This window comes from Bacillus sp. FJAT-27916 (assembly GCF_001183965.1).
Lineage (GTDB): Bacteria > Bacillota > Bacilli > Bacillales > Pradoshiaceae > Pradoshia.
On the sequence record NZ_LFZV01000001.1, the window covers coordinates 1,707,934 to 1,722,420 of the forward strand.

Here is a 14,487-nt window from a genome sequence, read left to right on the forward strand (position 1 = left end):
AGGGCCCCCAGGCTGGTTGAACGATTTCGTGATAATTTGGCAACATGTTTCTGCCGTCTCCAACATATGGTTAGGTAAGTGTGATTGGAGGCAGGCAGGAGACAGAGACGAAGGCTTTCAAATCGACTGTTATAAAGGCATCTGTGCAAGTCAGCACTTCGTTTTGTAGTTCAAATAGAACCTGTGACGGTGTAAGCTGGGTGTCAGTAATATATGGAATGGTGCTGGAGCTTTTTAGCAATTCCAGGGATGCGCAATTGTTCTCCGGATCTACATCTTCTACACGGAAAATGGCTGAATAAAGCAGGCTGGATGTCGATGGAGCGACATTCTCCCTGACAGCGCCGTATCCGATGAAAGGCAATCCTGTGCACTTCAATTGAAGAATGATTGGGATTGTATTGTAGCCAGAGGTTGTAATTCCGCCAATTAATTCCTGGATAGCACGATTACAGCCAGTTGCTCCTTCTTGGCCAGGTTCCACTCTATCTTGAGCTTCCACAATTGCAAGCAAAGTATCAGTAATACAATTTTGTGTTTCATACTCAGAACCGCAACTCATGATTTTTCCTCCTTGATGTTTTATTTCCTTAACAGACTATGAAGATTTCACCTATCTGGTTTGATTAAATAGCCTATTTTTCGGCAATTTGGTAATGGTTCTGGAGATATGGAGGTGCTTTTTATGCTTGAGCTGGATTTTTTCTCTCTTTTGCTGCTGGGACTTGCTTCCTTTCGTCTGACTAGATTAATTGTATTTGATGCTATAACGGAAAAAATACGTGCCTTTTTTCTGAAGGAAGTGGTACAGGAAAACGGGCAAGAAGAGGAAGAGATTTATTTAGTTCCAAGAGGAAGCGGCGTGAGAAAATTTATTGGGGAGCTAATCAGCTGCTTTTGGTGTACAGGAATATGGACAAGCGGTTTATTGATCGTGCTATATTCACTTCTTCCATCTGTTGGGATTTGGGTTTTAGCTATCTTATCGGTTGCAGCAATCGCCAGTTTGCTGGAGATGCTTGTACAAAAGCTTTATTGAATAGGGTATACAAATAGAAGAAATACGGAGATACATATCCCAATGATTCGGTATACCAGTGAAAAAGCCTGATATCATCATGTGATCAGGCTTTTTACTGTTTATATTCTTTTAAGCTCCGTAATCATCGCCAGGAATTTGTTGGCATACTTTTGCAGGGAGAAATGCTCTTTCACATAATGGACGGCCCTTTGAGTAATTAATTTACGGTGACGTTCGTTATGAAGGAGATTCTGCCCTTCAAGGACAGCCTTTTGAATGTCACCCTGTTGATAAATCTGACCGGTCCGATTATGGAATGCAAAGCTTGAGATGCCATCAGAATCCGTCGTTAGGATAGGACATAGACAGCACATAGCCTCTAGCAGCGCATAGCCAAAACCCTCCGTGATGGTGGTGGAGCATAGAAAGCCGCCAGAGCTGGCAATTCGCGAATAATAAGTTGGCATTTGTTCGTGGGGAATATTATAGAATATTTGACAGTTCTTTAAGGAGGGGTTTGTTTCTAATAGCTCCTTGAATTCTTTCATATCAGCTGGAAGGAAGATTGTGCTGTCTAAGAAAAACCAAGCCCTTAAGCGCGGATTATTCGGGACTAAATGTAAATAAATTTGTATGAATTCCCGCCAGTTCTTGTGAGGTTCGATACGTCCAACCCAGCCAATGATGGGATCGGGTTCTTTTTCCGGATTGGTGTAAGTAAATTGTATGGTATTAATGCCATTATGAAAATGATATTTTCGTTTATTCGGAAATTCTCTGTTAGTAATAGTGATTAAATGGGGTGTCTGCGGTGTCAGGATGGCGTCAGCATATAGATCGATGTATGGCTTTGCCAGCTGTTGTAAGAAGACTTTTGCTTCTGGGATTGACCCAAGTCCCTGGATTTCATAAATTAAGATGCCGGTGTAGCCATAATTCCGAATCACTTCAAGGTCGGTATAGGTAGAACACACAATAATAGCTTCATAATTTCCTTCCATGACCATTTTTTGCCGTTCAGAAGGGTCTGTAATGACAAAGGCTGCTTCATTCGTGATGTTTTGCAGACCGGGACCTGTGGAGGAGTATAATAGGTCAAATTTTATCTTATACGGTGCAAGAGCCATGCTGCGCTGTCTTGCTAATGTTTCTACCCCGCCGCTTGGGTAGTTATATACAAACAGCATTTTTCTCATTGTGGTGATCACCTCCATTTAATTTGTTTTTATAACTATATGAGGGCTGAGGGAAATAATGCCCCGTCTGATTGGGCGAGAACAATGGGAAAACTGGTGCATACAATGCTTGAAAGGCTTCCTTTTTACCAGAGAGGGTGGAAGGGGAGTGTGAGTCATGGGACAAAAGATAGCACATGGCGGAAAGGTGAATGGAATTATGGGTCCAAAGGTGACAATCATTATCCCTTTTTATAATTGCCCCTATGTCGCACAAGCAATTGAAAGTGCCTTGAAACAAACCTATCGGAATGTAGAAATTATTGTCGTTAATGATGGGTCAACAATCCATGCCGATAAAATTCGCCCTTTTATCGGCAAGCTAATCTATATTGAAAAGAGTAATGGAGGAACGGCCAGTGCGTTAAATGAAGGGTTGAAGAGAGCGAGTGGGGACTATATTGCCTGGCTGAGCTCTGATGATAAATTCCAGCCCCGCAAGCTCGAAAAACAGCTTGCTTACATGCAGGCTCTCCAATCCAGTATTAGCTATACAAATTTCTCTGTCATCGATGAGAAAAGCAGGGTCGTGACACAAAAGGCAGGAACACATTATCCCGATAGAGCAGATTTTGTCCGTCATTTAAGCAAAGGCTGCCATATAAACGGATGTACGATCATGTTTAAAAAAGAAGTCTATGATAAAGTGGGGGAGTTTAATTCTTCCTATAAATATACACAGGATTATGATTATTGGTTAAGAGTCGTGCAGCATTATCCGTTTGATTATCTTGATGAGCCATTAACCTTGTATCGTGTCCATTCTAATATGGGCTCAAAACAGTATCCACGTGCCCAGCGAGCGGAAATTCTTGAATTACGTGCCAAGTATAAGCGGATTTTGGCGCAATTAGAATGGGGGACTGAGAGATGAGATTTGTCTTTCCGATATTGACCTTGTGTAAAGGCGGTGCTCAGCGGATGTTAGCTGAGATTACGAATGGATTGAGTGACAGGGGGCATGAGGTCACAATCGTGATGCCCCGCCATGGTGATGTCGAGTATCCTGTTAGGTCAAGATTACATCGAACGGATAAAACGGTTTTGATGGAATCAGATTTTCCTTATGCTGATTTTATTATTTCGAACTTTTTTACGACGGTTCCTATTGCCCAGGAAGCCAGTCTTGCGGGCAAAGGGAGGCATGTCAGACTTAGCTTATGTTATGAACCAATCTTTTTGAGTGACCAGCATATTACTTTCCCATCATATAACGTTACGAAGGATATATTTGTTCTGTCGGAGTATCAGAAGGAATTGATTGCGATCAATCATGGCATTCAAGCGAAAATCATTCCTGTTGGGGTAAGCGATCTGTTTCATAATAAAAATCTTAGACAGAGCAATGCAGCACTAACGATTTCTGCCGTGTTAAGAAGACCAGAGGGCGGTCACTCTTGGCAAAGGAATCAAGACGAATTGGTGGAAACCTTAACCAACATCAAGGCTGGATATCCATATGTACAGGTGAATTGTATTGTTCCAGCTAATGAATACCGGTTATCCGCCCAGCTTAAAAAAATCATGAAACTAGGTTTGTTTAATTTGCAATGTCCGACAACGGATGAGCAATTAAGCGACCTGTATAACAGAACGGATATTTTTGTCTCCTCGTCAATCCATGAATCTGCACTCTTGCCGCCGCTTGAAGCGATGAAATGCGGGGCAGCAGTCGCTGCCTATTATGCAGGAGGGAATAAAGGATATTGCCGTCATGAAGATACTGCTTTGACATCATTCGCTTACGAGCGAAATCTGTATGATCATATCGCCAGGCTTATTCTTGATAAGGATTTAAGGGAAAGGATTGCTTTTGCGGGGCATGCGGAGTCATTGAAGTGGACGTGGGATAGAAGTGTGAATCGATTCCTTGAAGAAATTGAACAACTTTCTTAATGGGATAATGGAAAGGAAGCGTTAAGAGTTTGGGCAGGCAGGTGAGGCTGAAAAAAGAAAGAGAATTCTTCCGAAACCATGACATATATACAGTCTAAACATGAAAATGGTCATATAAAGGGTATATAGCGAAAAGCTAATACTTGATAGGAGGAACAGAAATGTCAAATCATCATAAGCCTCACCCGCATCATGCTCCAGTGCGTTGCAGGTGCACGGGATCTGGTATTGTCCCTGGACAATTCCCTCCAGGAACAAAACCGATTTCTCTTACGCCTCTTAGCAATACTTCCATCCGCCAGCTGCTGATACGATTCTTGCAAAGCGGCACAACGCTTGCGGAGGTCTTTACGGTTGCCTCCCAAATTCCGGGAGAGCCTGACCTTAGCAATGTAACGGTTGTAGCTGTTGGCGGCGATTTTGTCACATTCCAGCAATCTGCAAGCTTGGGCGGAGCACAAATTACCATCCGAATTCAAGATATCATTGGCTTCGAAGTAGCATAAAGGAATCACAAAAAAGCTTCATGTGCATACATGAAGCTTTTTTAATAGGGAGGTTCTATGATGAGTGAGCCGCTAACCATTCTATTTTGTACGAAACGATTCCACCATAGAATGGAGAAAAGTACAGAATACCTTATTGCTGAACTAATGAAAAGAGTCAATCTATTCATTTGGGAGCAAGACGGGGATCTTCCAGCTATTCTTTCAAGCCTATCGGTAAACCCAGATTATATTCTCTTAAATGATTTTAAGTTCGATTACTCTCCGCGTATTTATGGTTTGGCTGCCAGTCCGGTACCGGTTGGGGCAATTCTTCATGAAATCAATCATAAGCCTTATCGCAGGAAGCAATTTTATGAGCGGGAGAATATCCAGCATTTGTTCGTACATTATCGGGAAGCCTCCTTGAAAATTCTGCCAGAGCTAAAGAATCGCTTCGTTTGGTTCCCGCATCATGTTCCGGTGGATGTCTTTAAGGATTACGGAGAGGCTAGGGAGATTGATGTGCTGATGATGGGTATTTTGCTGAAGGGGCTCTACCCGAAGAGAACCGCCTTTTATGAACAATTAAAAACATATCCTGGGTTTGTCTATCATGAGCATCCGGGTTATGGCTCTCTTCCAGCTAAGACTATGCACTATGTCGGTAATACTTATGCAAGGGAGCTTGCCCGGGCGAAAATCTTCGTTACATGTGATTCTAAGGAGAAGCTGCCTTTAATGAAATATTTTGAGGCGCTCGCCTGTAGGACGCTCCTTGTGGCAACTGCCTCCCGGGAACTGGAGGACTTGGGGTTTATTGATGGGGAGACTTATGTGGCAGCTGATGAGCATACGGTCGTGGAGAAGGTGAAGTATTATCTCGCCCATCAAGAGGAAAGAGAGCGAATTGTTAATCAGGGCTATCAACTTATTCTAAAAAGGCATTCAACCGCTCAAAGGGTAGATGGACTGGTTGAATTTCTTTCAGAGCTGGCATGAACAAGGCCGGCTTTCTTTTTTTGCCGTGACAGGGTGAAATGTCTATTCATAAATTAGAAGAATCACATAATTTATAGGAGCGGATAAGGTGTGATCGAGAAGGAGGAAAAGCAGTGCATATAATGACGGTACTAGGGACACGGCCGGAGATTATTAGGCTGAGCCTTATTATGAAAAAGCTGGATGAGGTTTGTACGAAGCATACGGTTGTCTATACCGGCCAGAATTTCACGCATTCCTTAAGTGATGTGTTCTTTGAGCAATTATCCATTAGAAAGCCAGATTACCATCTTCATATGAGGAATATGAATCTTGGTGGTCAATTGGCTTCCATGTATGACTTTCTTGAAGAAGTGTTGAAGAAGGATAAGCCTGATAGAGTATTGATTCTTGGTGACACAAACAGTGCCCTGAGTGCCATCCTTTTTGAACGATATGGAATCCCTGTCTATCATATGGAAGCAGGGAATAGATGCTTTGATTTACGGGTGCCGGAGGAGAAGAACAGAAGGGTAGTGGATGCGGTCAGCAGCTATAATCTTCCTTATACGGAAAAAAGCCGGCAAAACCTGCTTGATGAAAATGTACCGGTTAATCGGATTTTCCTGTCGGGAAATCCCATTAACGAAGTAATCATGCATTATCGAAAGAAGATACAATCCTCAGATATATTAACGAGGCTTTCACTTGCAAAGAAGGATTATTTCCTTGCGACAATACATCGGGCTGAGAATGTAGATTCACCGGAAATATTAAAGGAAATCTTCACAGGCTTCAATCAGCTGGCAGAGATTCATGGGAAGAGAATCATTTGCAGCCTCCATCCTAGAACAAATGCCCGGTTAAGTGTGTTGAATGAATTTGAACGGAATTCATTGGTTGAATTACATGAACCATTTGGATTGTTTGACTTTGTGAAGCTTGAAGAGAACGCAGTTTGTGTATTGACAGACAGCGGGACCGTGCAGGAAGAATGCTGCATTCTGCATGTTCCTGCCGTGACGGTCAGAGATGCGACAGAAAGGCCAGAAACAGTGGAGTGCGGGAGCAATATCCTGTCAGGGACTAAGGCAGACAGTATAGTAGAAAGTGTGGGGATTATGATGAAACAGGCGCTCTATTGGGAACTCCCTCAAGGCTATCAAGATCGAAATGTATCACAGAAAGTCATTAATTACCTGTTAGGAGTGAAGGGAGTTGTTTAAGGATAAGCGAATTCTGATTACCGGTGCAACAGGGTCATGGGGACATGAGTTAGTAAGTCAGCTGTTACAGGAAAAGCCGAAGGAAATTCGGTTATTCTCCCGTAATGAATCAAGTCAGGTAGCGATGATGCGGCAGTTCTCTGATAAGCGCTTAAAATTCATCATTGGGGATATTAAAGAGCGAGAAGGCTTGATGCAGGCGTGTCAGGACGTTGAATATGTCTTTCATTTGGCAGCACTGAAGCATGTACCCGTATGTGAGGAGCAGCCGCTTGAGGCACTGAAAACGAATGTACTCGGCACGCAAAATGTCATTGATGCAGCCATATATAATCATGTTAACAAAGTAGTCTATATTTCAACTGATAAAGCAGCGAATCCATCCAACTTCTACGGATTATCGAAGGCTATGGGAGAGAGACTCATTATTCACGCCAATACCTTGAATACAGATACGAAATTTGTTTGTGTCAGGGGCGGAAATGTCCTTGGAACAAATGGAAGTGTCATTCATGTCTTTAAGAATCAAATTGCTGAAAAAGGGGTTGTCGGTATTACCGATTTGCGGATGACCCGATTCTTTCTCACGATTGAGGAAGCAATTGGCCTTTTATTTAAGGCGACCTATGAGAGTATCGGCGGTGAAATTTTTGTCATGAAAATGCCGACATGCACCATCCTGGATTTAGCTAGAGTATTGATCGAGGATTCTGGCAAAGAGGATGTCGAGATTATTGAGCTTGGAAAGAGACCAGGTGAGAAGATTCATGAGATCCTCTTTTCAGAATACGAGAGTGCCAGTACAGTTCATTATGATAAGCATTATTTCGTCATTCTGCCGAGCATTGAGATTGATGGATTGAAAGAGTACTATGCCAGCTATAAACCTGTTGAAATGGAGAATTATAATTCGGGTGAAAATTTGATGAACAAGGATGAATTGCGAACCCTGTTAGAAGAAGGTGGGTTCCTCTCATGAAGATACTCATTCTAGGCGGGGATGGCATGGCTGGACATGTGGCTGCTGCTTATTTTATGGGTCTATCTGATTATGAGGTACGGTGTACGACAAGAAGACGCGCGAGCAAGGATTCGGTCCAATGCGATGCACTGGATTTTGATCATGTTGGATCAATCCTATCTGATTGGAGACCGGACTTCGTCATTAATGCAATTGGCATTCTCAATAAGGGAGTTGATCGAAGCCTATATGAAGGGATAACACTGAACAGCTTGCTTCCGCATTTTCTTGCCCGTGAGCTGGATAAATACGGAGGCAAGCTGATTCATATCAGCACAGATTGCATTTTCAGTGGAACAAAGGGCGGATATACCGAAGATTCACCGGCAGACGGATTATCTTTATATGCAAAGACGAAGGCGTTAGGGGAATTAAATGAAACCAATCATTTAACCATCCGCACCTCAATCATCGGGCCTGAGAAGAAGCAGGATGGAATTGGTCTGCTGAATTGGTTTCTGAAGCAAAAGGGAACGATATTTGGCTATACAAATGTTTGGTGGAACGGTGTAACGACAATTGAACTGGCGAAATTTATCCGTTATGCGATTGAAAATGAGCTGAATGGACTTTGCCATTTGCATGCTCCTGAGAAGGTGAATAAATACCAATTATTGATGCTTTTTCAAGAATTCCTGTTAAAGGATGACGTGAATATTCTCCCTGATGGTGAGATGGTATCTGATAAGACGTTAGTCAGTACACGTAAGGATATAGTCTATACGGTTCCTTCCTATCAGGCGATGATGGCAGAGCTGTGCGAATGGATGGCTCATGCATGAAGACCATTCTCATCACGGGCGGTAATGGATTTACAGGCACAGCTGCATGCAGCCATTTTCGAAAACAAGGATATCAGGTCATCACTACAAAAAGGTCGGGAACGGCTCTCGCAGATGAGCTTCTTTGTGATCTAACCAAGAAGGAAGAGGTTGACCAGGCTCTCAAAAAAACGAATCCAGATTACATTCTCCATCTAGCTGGCAAAAACCATGCCGGCGATTCCTGGGTCGACCCGGAAATCTTCATGAAGGTAAATGTGGAAGGGACCCTTCACCTTTTGGAGTCTGTTCGCAGGATTTGCCCGAAGGTTAGAATACTTATCATTGGTTCTGCCCTTGAGATCTGTCCAGCACTGGATAAGCCAAACCATCCATATGGCTATTCCAAAGCCATGCAAACATCACTAGCCATCGCTTGGCATCATTTCTATCAAATGAATGTATTAGTCGTTAAGGCTCCTAACCTCATTGGCCCTGGCCCATCAACTGGTGTCAGTGCCCTATTTGCCCAAAAGGTCGTAAAGGGTGAAAAGGAGGGAGGCGCAATCTTAGAAATCAACACAGCTTCTTCCCCGAAAACCTTTCTTGATGTCCGTGATGCGGTGAAGGCTTACGAAAAGATATTAGATAAGGGGAAGGCTGGAGTGGTATATGAGCTGGCCGGCGGCAGCCTCTGCACATTAGAAGAGCTGGCTAATCACTATAAAGAGTTAGCTGAAGGTCCTGTAATCATACGGATGAGGATGATGGGGGAGGAAGAGTCAATGGAGAAGCGAATAGAAGGAAATCAGCTATTTGGCAGGTATGCCGAGAAATGGAGGATTGTCCCCTGCTATTCGTTACAAGGCAGCGTGAAGGATACACTGGATTATTTCCGGGTAAAATGTTAGCATAAAATCCCCTTTACAGGGGCTTTTTATTTTTCTACAATAATGTACATGGCTTATAAATATATTGCTAAAATGGTAAGAGACTACTAATCATTTGGAGGTACATATGTTTTCAATTGTCGTGGCTTTTGATCGGAATCGTGTAATTGGCTTGAATAATCAACTCCCTTGGCGTCTGCCGGCGGATCTTGCACATGTGAAGAAAACAACAATGGGAAAGGTTCTTATCATGGGGAGAAAAACATTCGATTCCATTGGCAGGCCCTTACCTGGAAGGGTAAATGTCGTTTTGACGAATGACCCTAGCTGGAGCCATGAAGGGGTGGAGGTATTCCATACGAAAGAAGAAATCATGGAGTTTGCTGAACAGACTGATAAGGAATGCGTTATTTTTGGCGGTCAGGCCTTATTTGAGATGTTCATGCCGTATGTAATGAAGGTCTACCTGACTTTTATTGATGAAGAGTTTGAGGGAGATACCTATTTTCCTCCAGTGAATTTCCAGGAGGGATGGGAACAGGTATCCTCGGTTAAAGGACCAAAAGATGAAAAAAACCCATATGATTATTATTTCCAGGAATATAGAAGAATGACCCCAATATCGTAAGGAGGAGCAATCATTGTTTCGATTAATTTATATGTTCTTTTATTTATGCGGCTATCTTTTATACAGTCTGCCTAGCCTAGCTAAGGCGAAAAAGCTGCATGCAGTTAACAAGGCGGAAAATGATGAAAAAATCCAAACAGTACCGAAAAAATGGGCAGCCGGCTTCTTGAGACATTCAGGCTGCAAGCTTGAGGTAACTGGACTGGAGAATATTCCAGACGGACCAGTGCTTTTTGTCGGTAACCATGAGGGTGATTTTGACGTGCCGGTCTTAATGGCGGGCATTCCAAAGCCTTTTGGCTTTATTTCAAAGATTGAAGTCAAAAAAATTCCGATTGTAGCTGGCTGGATGGAGGTCATGGGCTGCGTATTTCTCGATCGCAGTGACAGGCGTGCGGCTATTCAATCCATTCGCGATGGCATTAAACAGCTAAAAGCAGGCCACTCTGTCCTCATCTTCCCTGAGGGAACGCGGAATAGAGGCGGCGAGTTAGGAGAATTCAAGGCTGGAAGTCTTCGTCTTGCAAAGGATTCCAAAGTTCCAATCGTCCCATTCATGATTCAAGGGACGGCCGATATCTTCGAGAATAATCAAAATCGTATTAAACCGGGTAAGGTGAAATTAGTCATCCTTCCGGCTATTCCTGCCGAGCGCTATGAAGAGGCGGGTATGGAACAGGTGGCAAATGATATTAAAGCAATCATTCATGAGGAAAGAGACCAGCACTTAAAAGGTGCATAAAACAAAAAGCTGTCTAGTTTGAAGAGATTAACGAGCTAGGCAGCTTTTTTTGCATAAATTAAAATAGTGAATTTTCTAATTATTCCGTTGATTTATTTTGGAGACCTGCTATAATTTACAAATTAAGAAAAGTTTGGAGGAAAGACAATGAGTCATCTAGTTAAGGCAAAACAGGGTGTACAGGTGGAACAAATTCTAATTGCTTACCAGAAACTTAAGGAAAAGGTGGCTCATACCCCTTTACAGCTGAATCAGCGTTTATCAGAGAAATATGGCTGCCAGGTCTTTTTAAAAAGAGAAGATCTGCAGCATGTCCGTTCATTCAAGCTTCGAGGTGCCTTCTATGCCATGATGAGTCTCTCAGCGGAGGAATTGAAAAACGGGGTTGTGTGTGCAAGTGCGGGGAATCATGCACAAGGTGTGGCTTATGCTTGTCATGAACTGAAGGTATACGGCAAGATTTATATGCCGACGACAACGCCTAAGCAGAAGATTAATCAGGTAGCGAAGTTCGGAAAGGAATTCGTGGAGATTATTCTCTCGGGTGACACATTTGATGATTCTTATGCGGAGGCCAAGAAATGTGAGGAAGCCGATGGCCGCATATTTATTCATCCATTTGATGATGGGAATGTCATTGCCGGTCAAGGGACGGTGGCAGTGGAAATATTGCATGATAGTGAAGTCCCTGTGGATTATGTGTTCGCCAGTGTAGGGGGCGGCGGTCTTATGGCAGGTGTCTCCTCTTATATGGCAAGTGTCTCTCCAGCCACGAAGTGCATCGGAGTGGAACCAGCAGGTGCTGCCTCTATGAAGGAGTCCATCACAAAAGGGGAAATCATTAAATTACCTGAGATTGACAGCTTTGTGGATGGGGCTGCTGTAAAAGAGGTCGGCTTGAAGACCTATCAGATTTGTCAAAGCCTTCTGCATGATTGTCTGGTCGTCCCAGAGGGAAAGGTCTGCAGTACGATTCTTGAGCTGTATAATGAATATGCCATCGTAGCTGAGCCGGCAGGTGCACTGCCAGTGGCCGCCCTGGATTTCTATCGGGAGGAAATCAAAGGTAAGAATATTGTGTGCGTTATCAGCGGCGGAAATAATGATATTGGTAGAATGCAGGATATTAAGGAACGCTCTCTTCAATACGAGGGACTCTTGCACCATTTTATCGTGCATTTTCCGCAGCGGGCCGGAGCTCTCAGGGAATTTCTTGATGAGGTGCTTGGCCCGGGAGATGATATCACACGGTTTGAATATACGAAGAAGAACAATAAGGATAACGGTCCAGCGCTGGTCGGCATCGAACTCCAGTGTAAGGAAGACTATCCGGAATTGATGAAGCGGATGGAGAAAAAGGGCTTTTCCTTCCTTGTCGTGGAAAGCGGCAGCAGCCTCCATCAATTGTTAATTTGACAGTGTTCTTGACTGAACTTCCCTCTATTTTGTTGAAATATTGGAGAAAAATAGCAACTAATTCTTTTCATATTTCCGAAAACTATTATAATGGGAAGTGAGCACCAAAATGGAGGGGATAGAATGTTGTCAAATATTGGGGTACCTGGATTAATCCTTATCCTGCTTTTAGCCTTAATTATATTTGGTCCAAAGAAATTGCCTGAGATCGGGAGAGCCTTCGGACAAACCTTGCGTGAATTCAAGAATTCGACTAAAGACCTGAGCAATGAAGTCATGAGTGACTTGGATGATTCAAAGAAGGAACCAAAAAAATAAGTCCATGACTATTAGATAGAGGTGTGAGGAATTCTTGCACCTCTATTAAATTGCTGCTAGAAGGAAGTGAATTCTCATACAGATGAATGAAAAAGAACTGAACATGGTAGAGCATCTGGAGGAACTAAGATCAAGGCTGATGATCACAGTAGGTGCTTTTATCTTATTTTTATGCCTGTCTTTCTTCTTCGTGAAGGATATTTACCGTTTTTTCACCCGGGATTTATCAGAAGAGCTTATTATCCTTGGACCAAGTGATGTTGTCTGGATTTATTTTATGCTGGCATCGGTAGTGGCTATTGCCTGCACGATTCCGGTCCTGTCTATGCAAATTTGGCTGTTTGTCAAACCAGCGTTAAAAGAATATGAGCGAAAAACAGCCCTTTTTTATATACCCGCCCTGTTTCTCTTGTTTATCGCGGGTTTGTGCTTTGGCTATTTTGTCATTTATCCGATTGTCTTGAATTTCTTGAATGAGCTGGGAGAAGGCGTGATGACAACGGCATACACGGCAGATCGCTACTTTAAGTTCATCATCAATATGTCCTTGCCGTTTGCTGTCCTATTCGAGCTGCCGGTTGTGATGATGTTCCTGACATCTCTCGGGATTCTCAATCCTTATGTCATGGGGAAGATTCGGAAATATGCCTACTTTGTCTTGATTGTGATTGCGGTATCGATTACTCCGCCGGAATTCCTGTCTGATTTCATTGTAGCCGTTCCGCTCTTGCTCCTTTATGAAATCAGTGTCAGTCTGTCAAAAATCGTCTATAAACGAAAGCTCCGCAAAGAAGCACAATACGAAAGGGAGCACAACCAGATACATGGAATATAACGATAAATCAGGCCCTCTTCCCAGCACGGGGGAGGCCTGTTTTTCATTCATTCAAATTTCGACAAAATCCTGCTATGTATGTGACAGAACACATTTAAATTTAGATACAAAACGTGTATAATGTTCGTAGTCGTATAAATATAGGAAGTGAAAACATGTCAAATATCAAAATTGTAACAGATTCCACTCTTGATTTGCCAAAGCAGATACTAGAAGAGAATGACATCATCGTAGTGCCGCTTTCAATTACCATCGATGGCCAATCATATGTGGATGGTGTTGATATTACCCCTGATGAATTTATCCTGAAAATGAAACAATCAGAGGAGCTTCCCAAAAGTTCACAACCTCCCGCAGGCCAGATTCTTGAAGTGTACAACTCCTTGACTGCAGACGGCAGTGAAGTAATCTCCATCCACATGACCTCTAAAATGAGCGGAACGGTGCAATCAGCTCAAACAGCTGCGCAAATGGCTGAGGGCAAAGTCACAGTTATAGATTCTAAATACATCTCCCACGGTTTAGCCTTCCAGGTGCTTGAAGCCGCTAAAATGGCGAAAGAGGGCAAAACCTCTGAAGAGATTATCAAACGGATGGACGAGATTCAAAAAGCAACAAGGCTATTCGTTGTTGTTGATACGCTCGAAAACCTCGTAAAGGGCGGACGAATCGGGAAAGGGAAAGCAATGATCAGCTCATTGCTTAACATAAAACCAATTGCTTCACTGGATACAGGGGAATACACACCTGTTGCAAAAGTGAGAAGCCAAAGTCAAATCGTTAAATACCTCGTCAAACAAATGCTTCAGGATACAGAAGGAAAAGAAATTAAAGGTATCGGAATAACAGAAGCTGATGCTATGGAATTATCCACTAAACTGAAGGAAGCTATTTTAGACGTTACGTCTCTGAATGATGTGGCAATCAACCCTACAACGCCAATTATCAGTACACATACTGGCGTAGGAGCGATTGGCTTCATGTATTACGCTGAGTAAGAATAGAGAAACCTCAATACTGCAGAATCAGCAT

The 14,487-nt window shown here is 42.9% G+C and carries 17 protein-coding genes; 15 read left to right on the forward strand and 2 right to left on the reverse strand.

Features of this window, described 5'->3' with window-relative positions:
- Positions 1 to 70 precede the first annotated feature (70 nt).
- Entirely contained in the window at positions 71 to 562 is a 492-nt protein-coding gene (locus tag AC622_RS08260; RefSeq protein WP_049670640.1) for a CotY/CotZ family spore coat protein, read from the reverse strand.
- 123 nt (positions 563 to 685) lie between these two features.
- On the opposite strand from AC622_RS08260, the gene AC622_RS08265 reads away from it, so the two are divergent.
- Positions 686 to 1,039 carry a DUF1360 domain-containing protein gene (locus tag AC622_RS08265; protein WP_049670641.1) on the forward strand — a complete coding sequence of 118 codons (354 nt, stop codon included), beginning with the start codon at positions 686 to 688 and terminating at the stop codon, positions 1,037 to 1,039.
- Between the two features lie 101 nt (positions 1,040 to 1,140).
- Here AC622_RS08265 and AC622_RS08270 read toward each other — a convergent pair whose 3' ends face one another.
- The gene (locus tag AC622_RS08270) at positions 1,141 to 2,217 is read right to left on the reverse strand and encodes a glycosyltransferase family 4 protein (RefSeq protein ID WP_049670642.1); all 1,077 of its coding nucleotides are present in this window, start codon (positions 2,215 to 2,217) and stop codon (positions 1,141 to 1,143) included.
- Positions 2,218 to 2,374: 157 nt separating this feature from the next.
- On the opposite strand from AC622_RS08270, the gene AC622_RS08275 reads away from it, so the two are divergent.
- From AC622_RS08275 to AC622_RS08340, 14 genes are all read left to right on the forward strand, one after another.
- Positions 2,375 to 3,130, forward strand: a complete 756-nt coding sequence (locus tag AC622_RS08275; protein WP_156185590.1) for a glycosyltransferase — start codon at positions 2,375 to 2,377, stop codon at positions 3,128 to 3,130.
- Positions 3,127 to 4,152, forward strand: coding sequence for a glycosyltransferase family 4 protein (locus tag AC622_RS08280; protein ID WP_049670643.1), 1,026 nt, complete (start codon positions 3,127 to 3,129; stop codon positions 4,150 to 4,152). Before AC622_RS08275 ends, AC622_RS08280 begins: the two co-directional genes overlap by 4 nt.
- 161 nt (positions 4,153 to 4,313) lie before the next feature.
- A complete protein-coding gene (locus AC622_RS08285; protein ID WP_049670644.1) occupies positions 4,314 to 4,658 on the forward strand; it encodes a hypothetical protein in 345 nt (114 codons plus the stop codon).
- 60 nt (positions 4,659 to 4,718) lie between these two features.
- Complete coding sequence (locus tag AC622_RS08290) at positions 4,719 to 5,639, forward strand: glycosyltransferase family protein (protein ID WP_049670645.1); 921 nt, start codon at positions 4,719 to 4,721, stop codon at positions 5,637 to 5,639.
- Positions 5,640 to 5,752: 113 nt separating this feature from the next.
- Positions 5,753 to 6,844, forward strand: a complete 1,092-nt coding sequence (gene wecB / locus AC622_RS08295; protein ID WP_049670646.1) for a non-hydrolyzing UDP-N-acetylglucosamine 2-epimerase — start codon at positions 5,753 to 5,755, stop codon at positions 6,842 to 6,844.
- A complete protein-coding gene (locus AC622_RS08300; protein ID WP_049670647.1) occupies positions 6,837 to 7,823 on the forward strand; it encodes a polysaccharide biosynthesis protein in 987 nt (328 codons plus the stop codon). Before wecB ends, AC622_RS08300 begins: the two co-directional genes overlap by 8 nt.
- Positions 7,820 to 8,647, forward strand: coding sequence for a dTDP-4-dehydrorhamnose reductase family protein (locus AC622_RS08305; RefSeq protein ID WP_049670648.1), 828 nt, complete (start codon positions 7,820 to 7,822; stop codon positions 8,645 to 8,647). Before AC622_RS08300 ends, AC622_RS08305 begins: the two co-directional genes overlap by 4 nt.
- On the forward strand, positions 8,644 to 9,537 hold the full coding sequence (locus tag AC622_RS08310; RefSeq protein WP_049670649.1) for an NAD-dependent epimerase/dehydratase family protein: 894 nt from the start codon (positions 8,644 to 8,646) through the stop codon (positions 9,535 to 9,537). Before AC622_RS08305 ends, AC622_RS08310 begins: the two co-directional genes overlap by 4 nt.
- A gap of 106 nt (positions 9,538 to 9,643) precedes the next feature.
- Positions 9,644 to 10,144, forward strand: a complete 501-nt coding sequence (locus tag AC622_RS08315) for a dihydrofolate reductase (protein WP_049670650.1) — start codon at positions 9,644 to 9,646, stop codon at positions 10,142 to 10,144.
- A gap of 13 nt (positions 10,145 to 10,157) precedes the next feature.
- Positions 10,158 to 10,886 (forward strand): lysophospholipid acyltransferase family protein, encoded by a 729-nt coding sequence (locus tag AC622_RS08320; protein WP_049670651.1) that lies wholly within the window; start codon positions 10,158 to 10,160, stop codon positions 10,884 to 10,886.
- Between the two features lie 147 nt (positions 10,887 to 11,033).
- Positions 11,034 to 12,302 carry a threonine ammonia-lyase IlvA gene (ilvA, locus tag AC622_RS08325; RefSeq protein WP_049670652.1) on the forward strand — a complete coding sequence of 423 codons (1,269 nt, stop codon included), beginning with the start codon at positions 11,034 to 11,036 and terminating at the stop codon, positions 12,300 to 12,302.
- Positions 12,303 to 12,425: 123 nt separating this feature from the next.
- On the forward strand, positions 12,426 to 12,620 hold the full coding sequence (locus tag AC622_RS08330) for a twin-arginine translocase TatA/TatE family subunit (RefSeq protein WP_049670653.1): 195 nt from the start codon (positions 12,426 to 12,428) through the stop codon (positions 12,618 to 12,620).
- Between the two features lie 82 nt (positions 12,621 to 12,702).
- Entirely contained in the window at positions 12,703 to 13,455 is a 753-nt protein-coding gene (gene tatC / locus AC622_RS08335) for a twin-arginine translocase subunit TatC (protein ID WP_049670654.1), read from the forward strand.
- A 155-nt stretch (positions 13,456 to 13,610) separates the two neighbouring features.
- Positions 13,611 to 14,453 (forward strand): DegV family protein, encoded by an 843-nt coding sequence (locus AC622_RS08340; RefSeq protein ID WP_049670655.1) that lies wholly within the window; start codon positions 13,611 to 13,613, stop codon positions 14,451 to 14,453.
- Positions 14,454 to 14,487: the final 34 nt, after the last annotated feature.

Excerpts from the sequence above, each read along its gene's own strand:
- AC622_RS08260 (WP_049670640.1), bottom strand. The coding sequence starts at position 562 with ATGAGTTGCGGTTCTGAGTATGAAACACAAAATTGTATTACTGATACT.
- AC622_RS08265 (WP_049670641.1), top strand. The coding sequence starts at position 686 with ATGCTTGAGCTGGATTTTTTCTCTCTTTTGCTGCTGGGACTTGCTTCC.
- AC622_RS08270 (WP_049670642.1), bottom strand. The coding sequence starts at position 2,217 with ATGAGAAAAATGCTGTTTGTATATAACTACCCAAGCGGCGGGGTAGAA.
- AC622_RS08275 (WP_156185590.1), top strand. The coding sequence starts at position 2,375 with ATGGGACAAAAGATAGCACATGGCGGAAAGGTGAATGGAATTATGGGT.
- AC622_RS08280 (WP_049670643.1), top strand. The coding sequence starts at position 3,127 with ATGAGATTTGTCTTTCCGATATTGACCTTGTGTAAAGGCGGTGCTCAG.
- AC622_RS08285 (WP_049670644.1), top strand. The coding sequence starts at position 4,314 with ATGTCAAATCATCATAAGCCTCACCCGCATCATGCTCCAGTGCGTTGC.
- AC622_RS08290 (WP_049670645.1), top strand. The coding sequence starts at position 4,719 with ATGAGTGAGCCGCTAACCATTCTATTTTGTACGAAACGATTCCACCAT.
- AC622_RS08305 (WP_049670648.1), top strand. The coding sequence starts at position 7,820 with ATGAAGATACTCATTCTAGGCGGGGATGGCATGGCTGGACATGTGGCT.
- AC622_RS08310 (WP_049670649.1), top strand. The coding sequence starts at position 8,644 with ATGAAGACCATTCTCATCACGGGCGGTAATGGATTTACAGGCACAGCT.
- AC622_RS08315 (WP_049670650.1), top strand. The coding sequence starts at position 9,644 with ATGTTTTCAATTGTCGTGGCTTTTGATCGGAATCGTGTAATTGGCTTG.
- ilvA (WP_049670652.1), top strand. The coding sequence starts at position 11,034 with ATGAGTCATCTAGTTAAGGCAAAACAGGGTGTACAGGTGGAACAAATT.
- AC622_RS08330 (WP_049670653.1), top strand. The coding sequence starts at position 12,426 with ATGTTGTCAAATATTGGGGTACCTGGATTAATCCTTATCCTGCTTTTA.
- tatC (WP_049670654.1), top strand. The coding sequence starts at position 12,703 with ATGAATGAAAAAGAACTGAACATGGTAGAGCATCTGGAGGAACTAAGA.
- AC622_RS08340 (WP_049670655.1), top strand. The coding sequence starts at position 13,611 with ATGTCAAATATCAAAATTGTAACAGATTCCACTCTTGATTTGCCAAAG.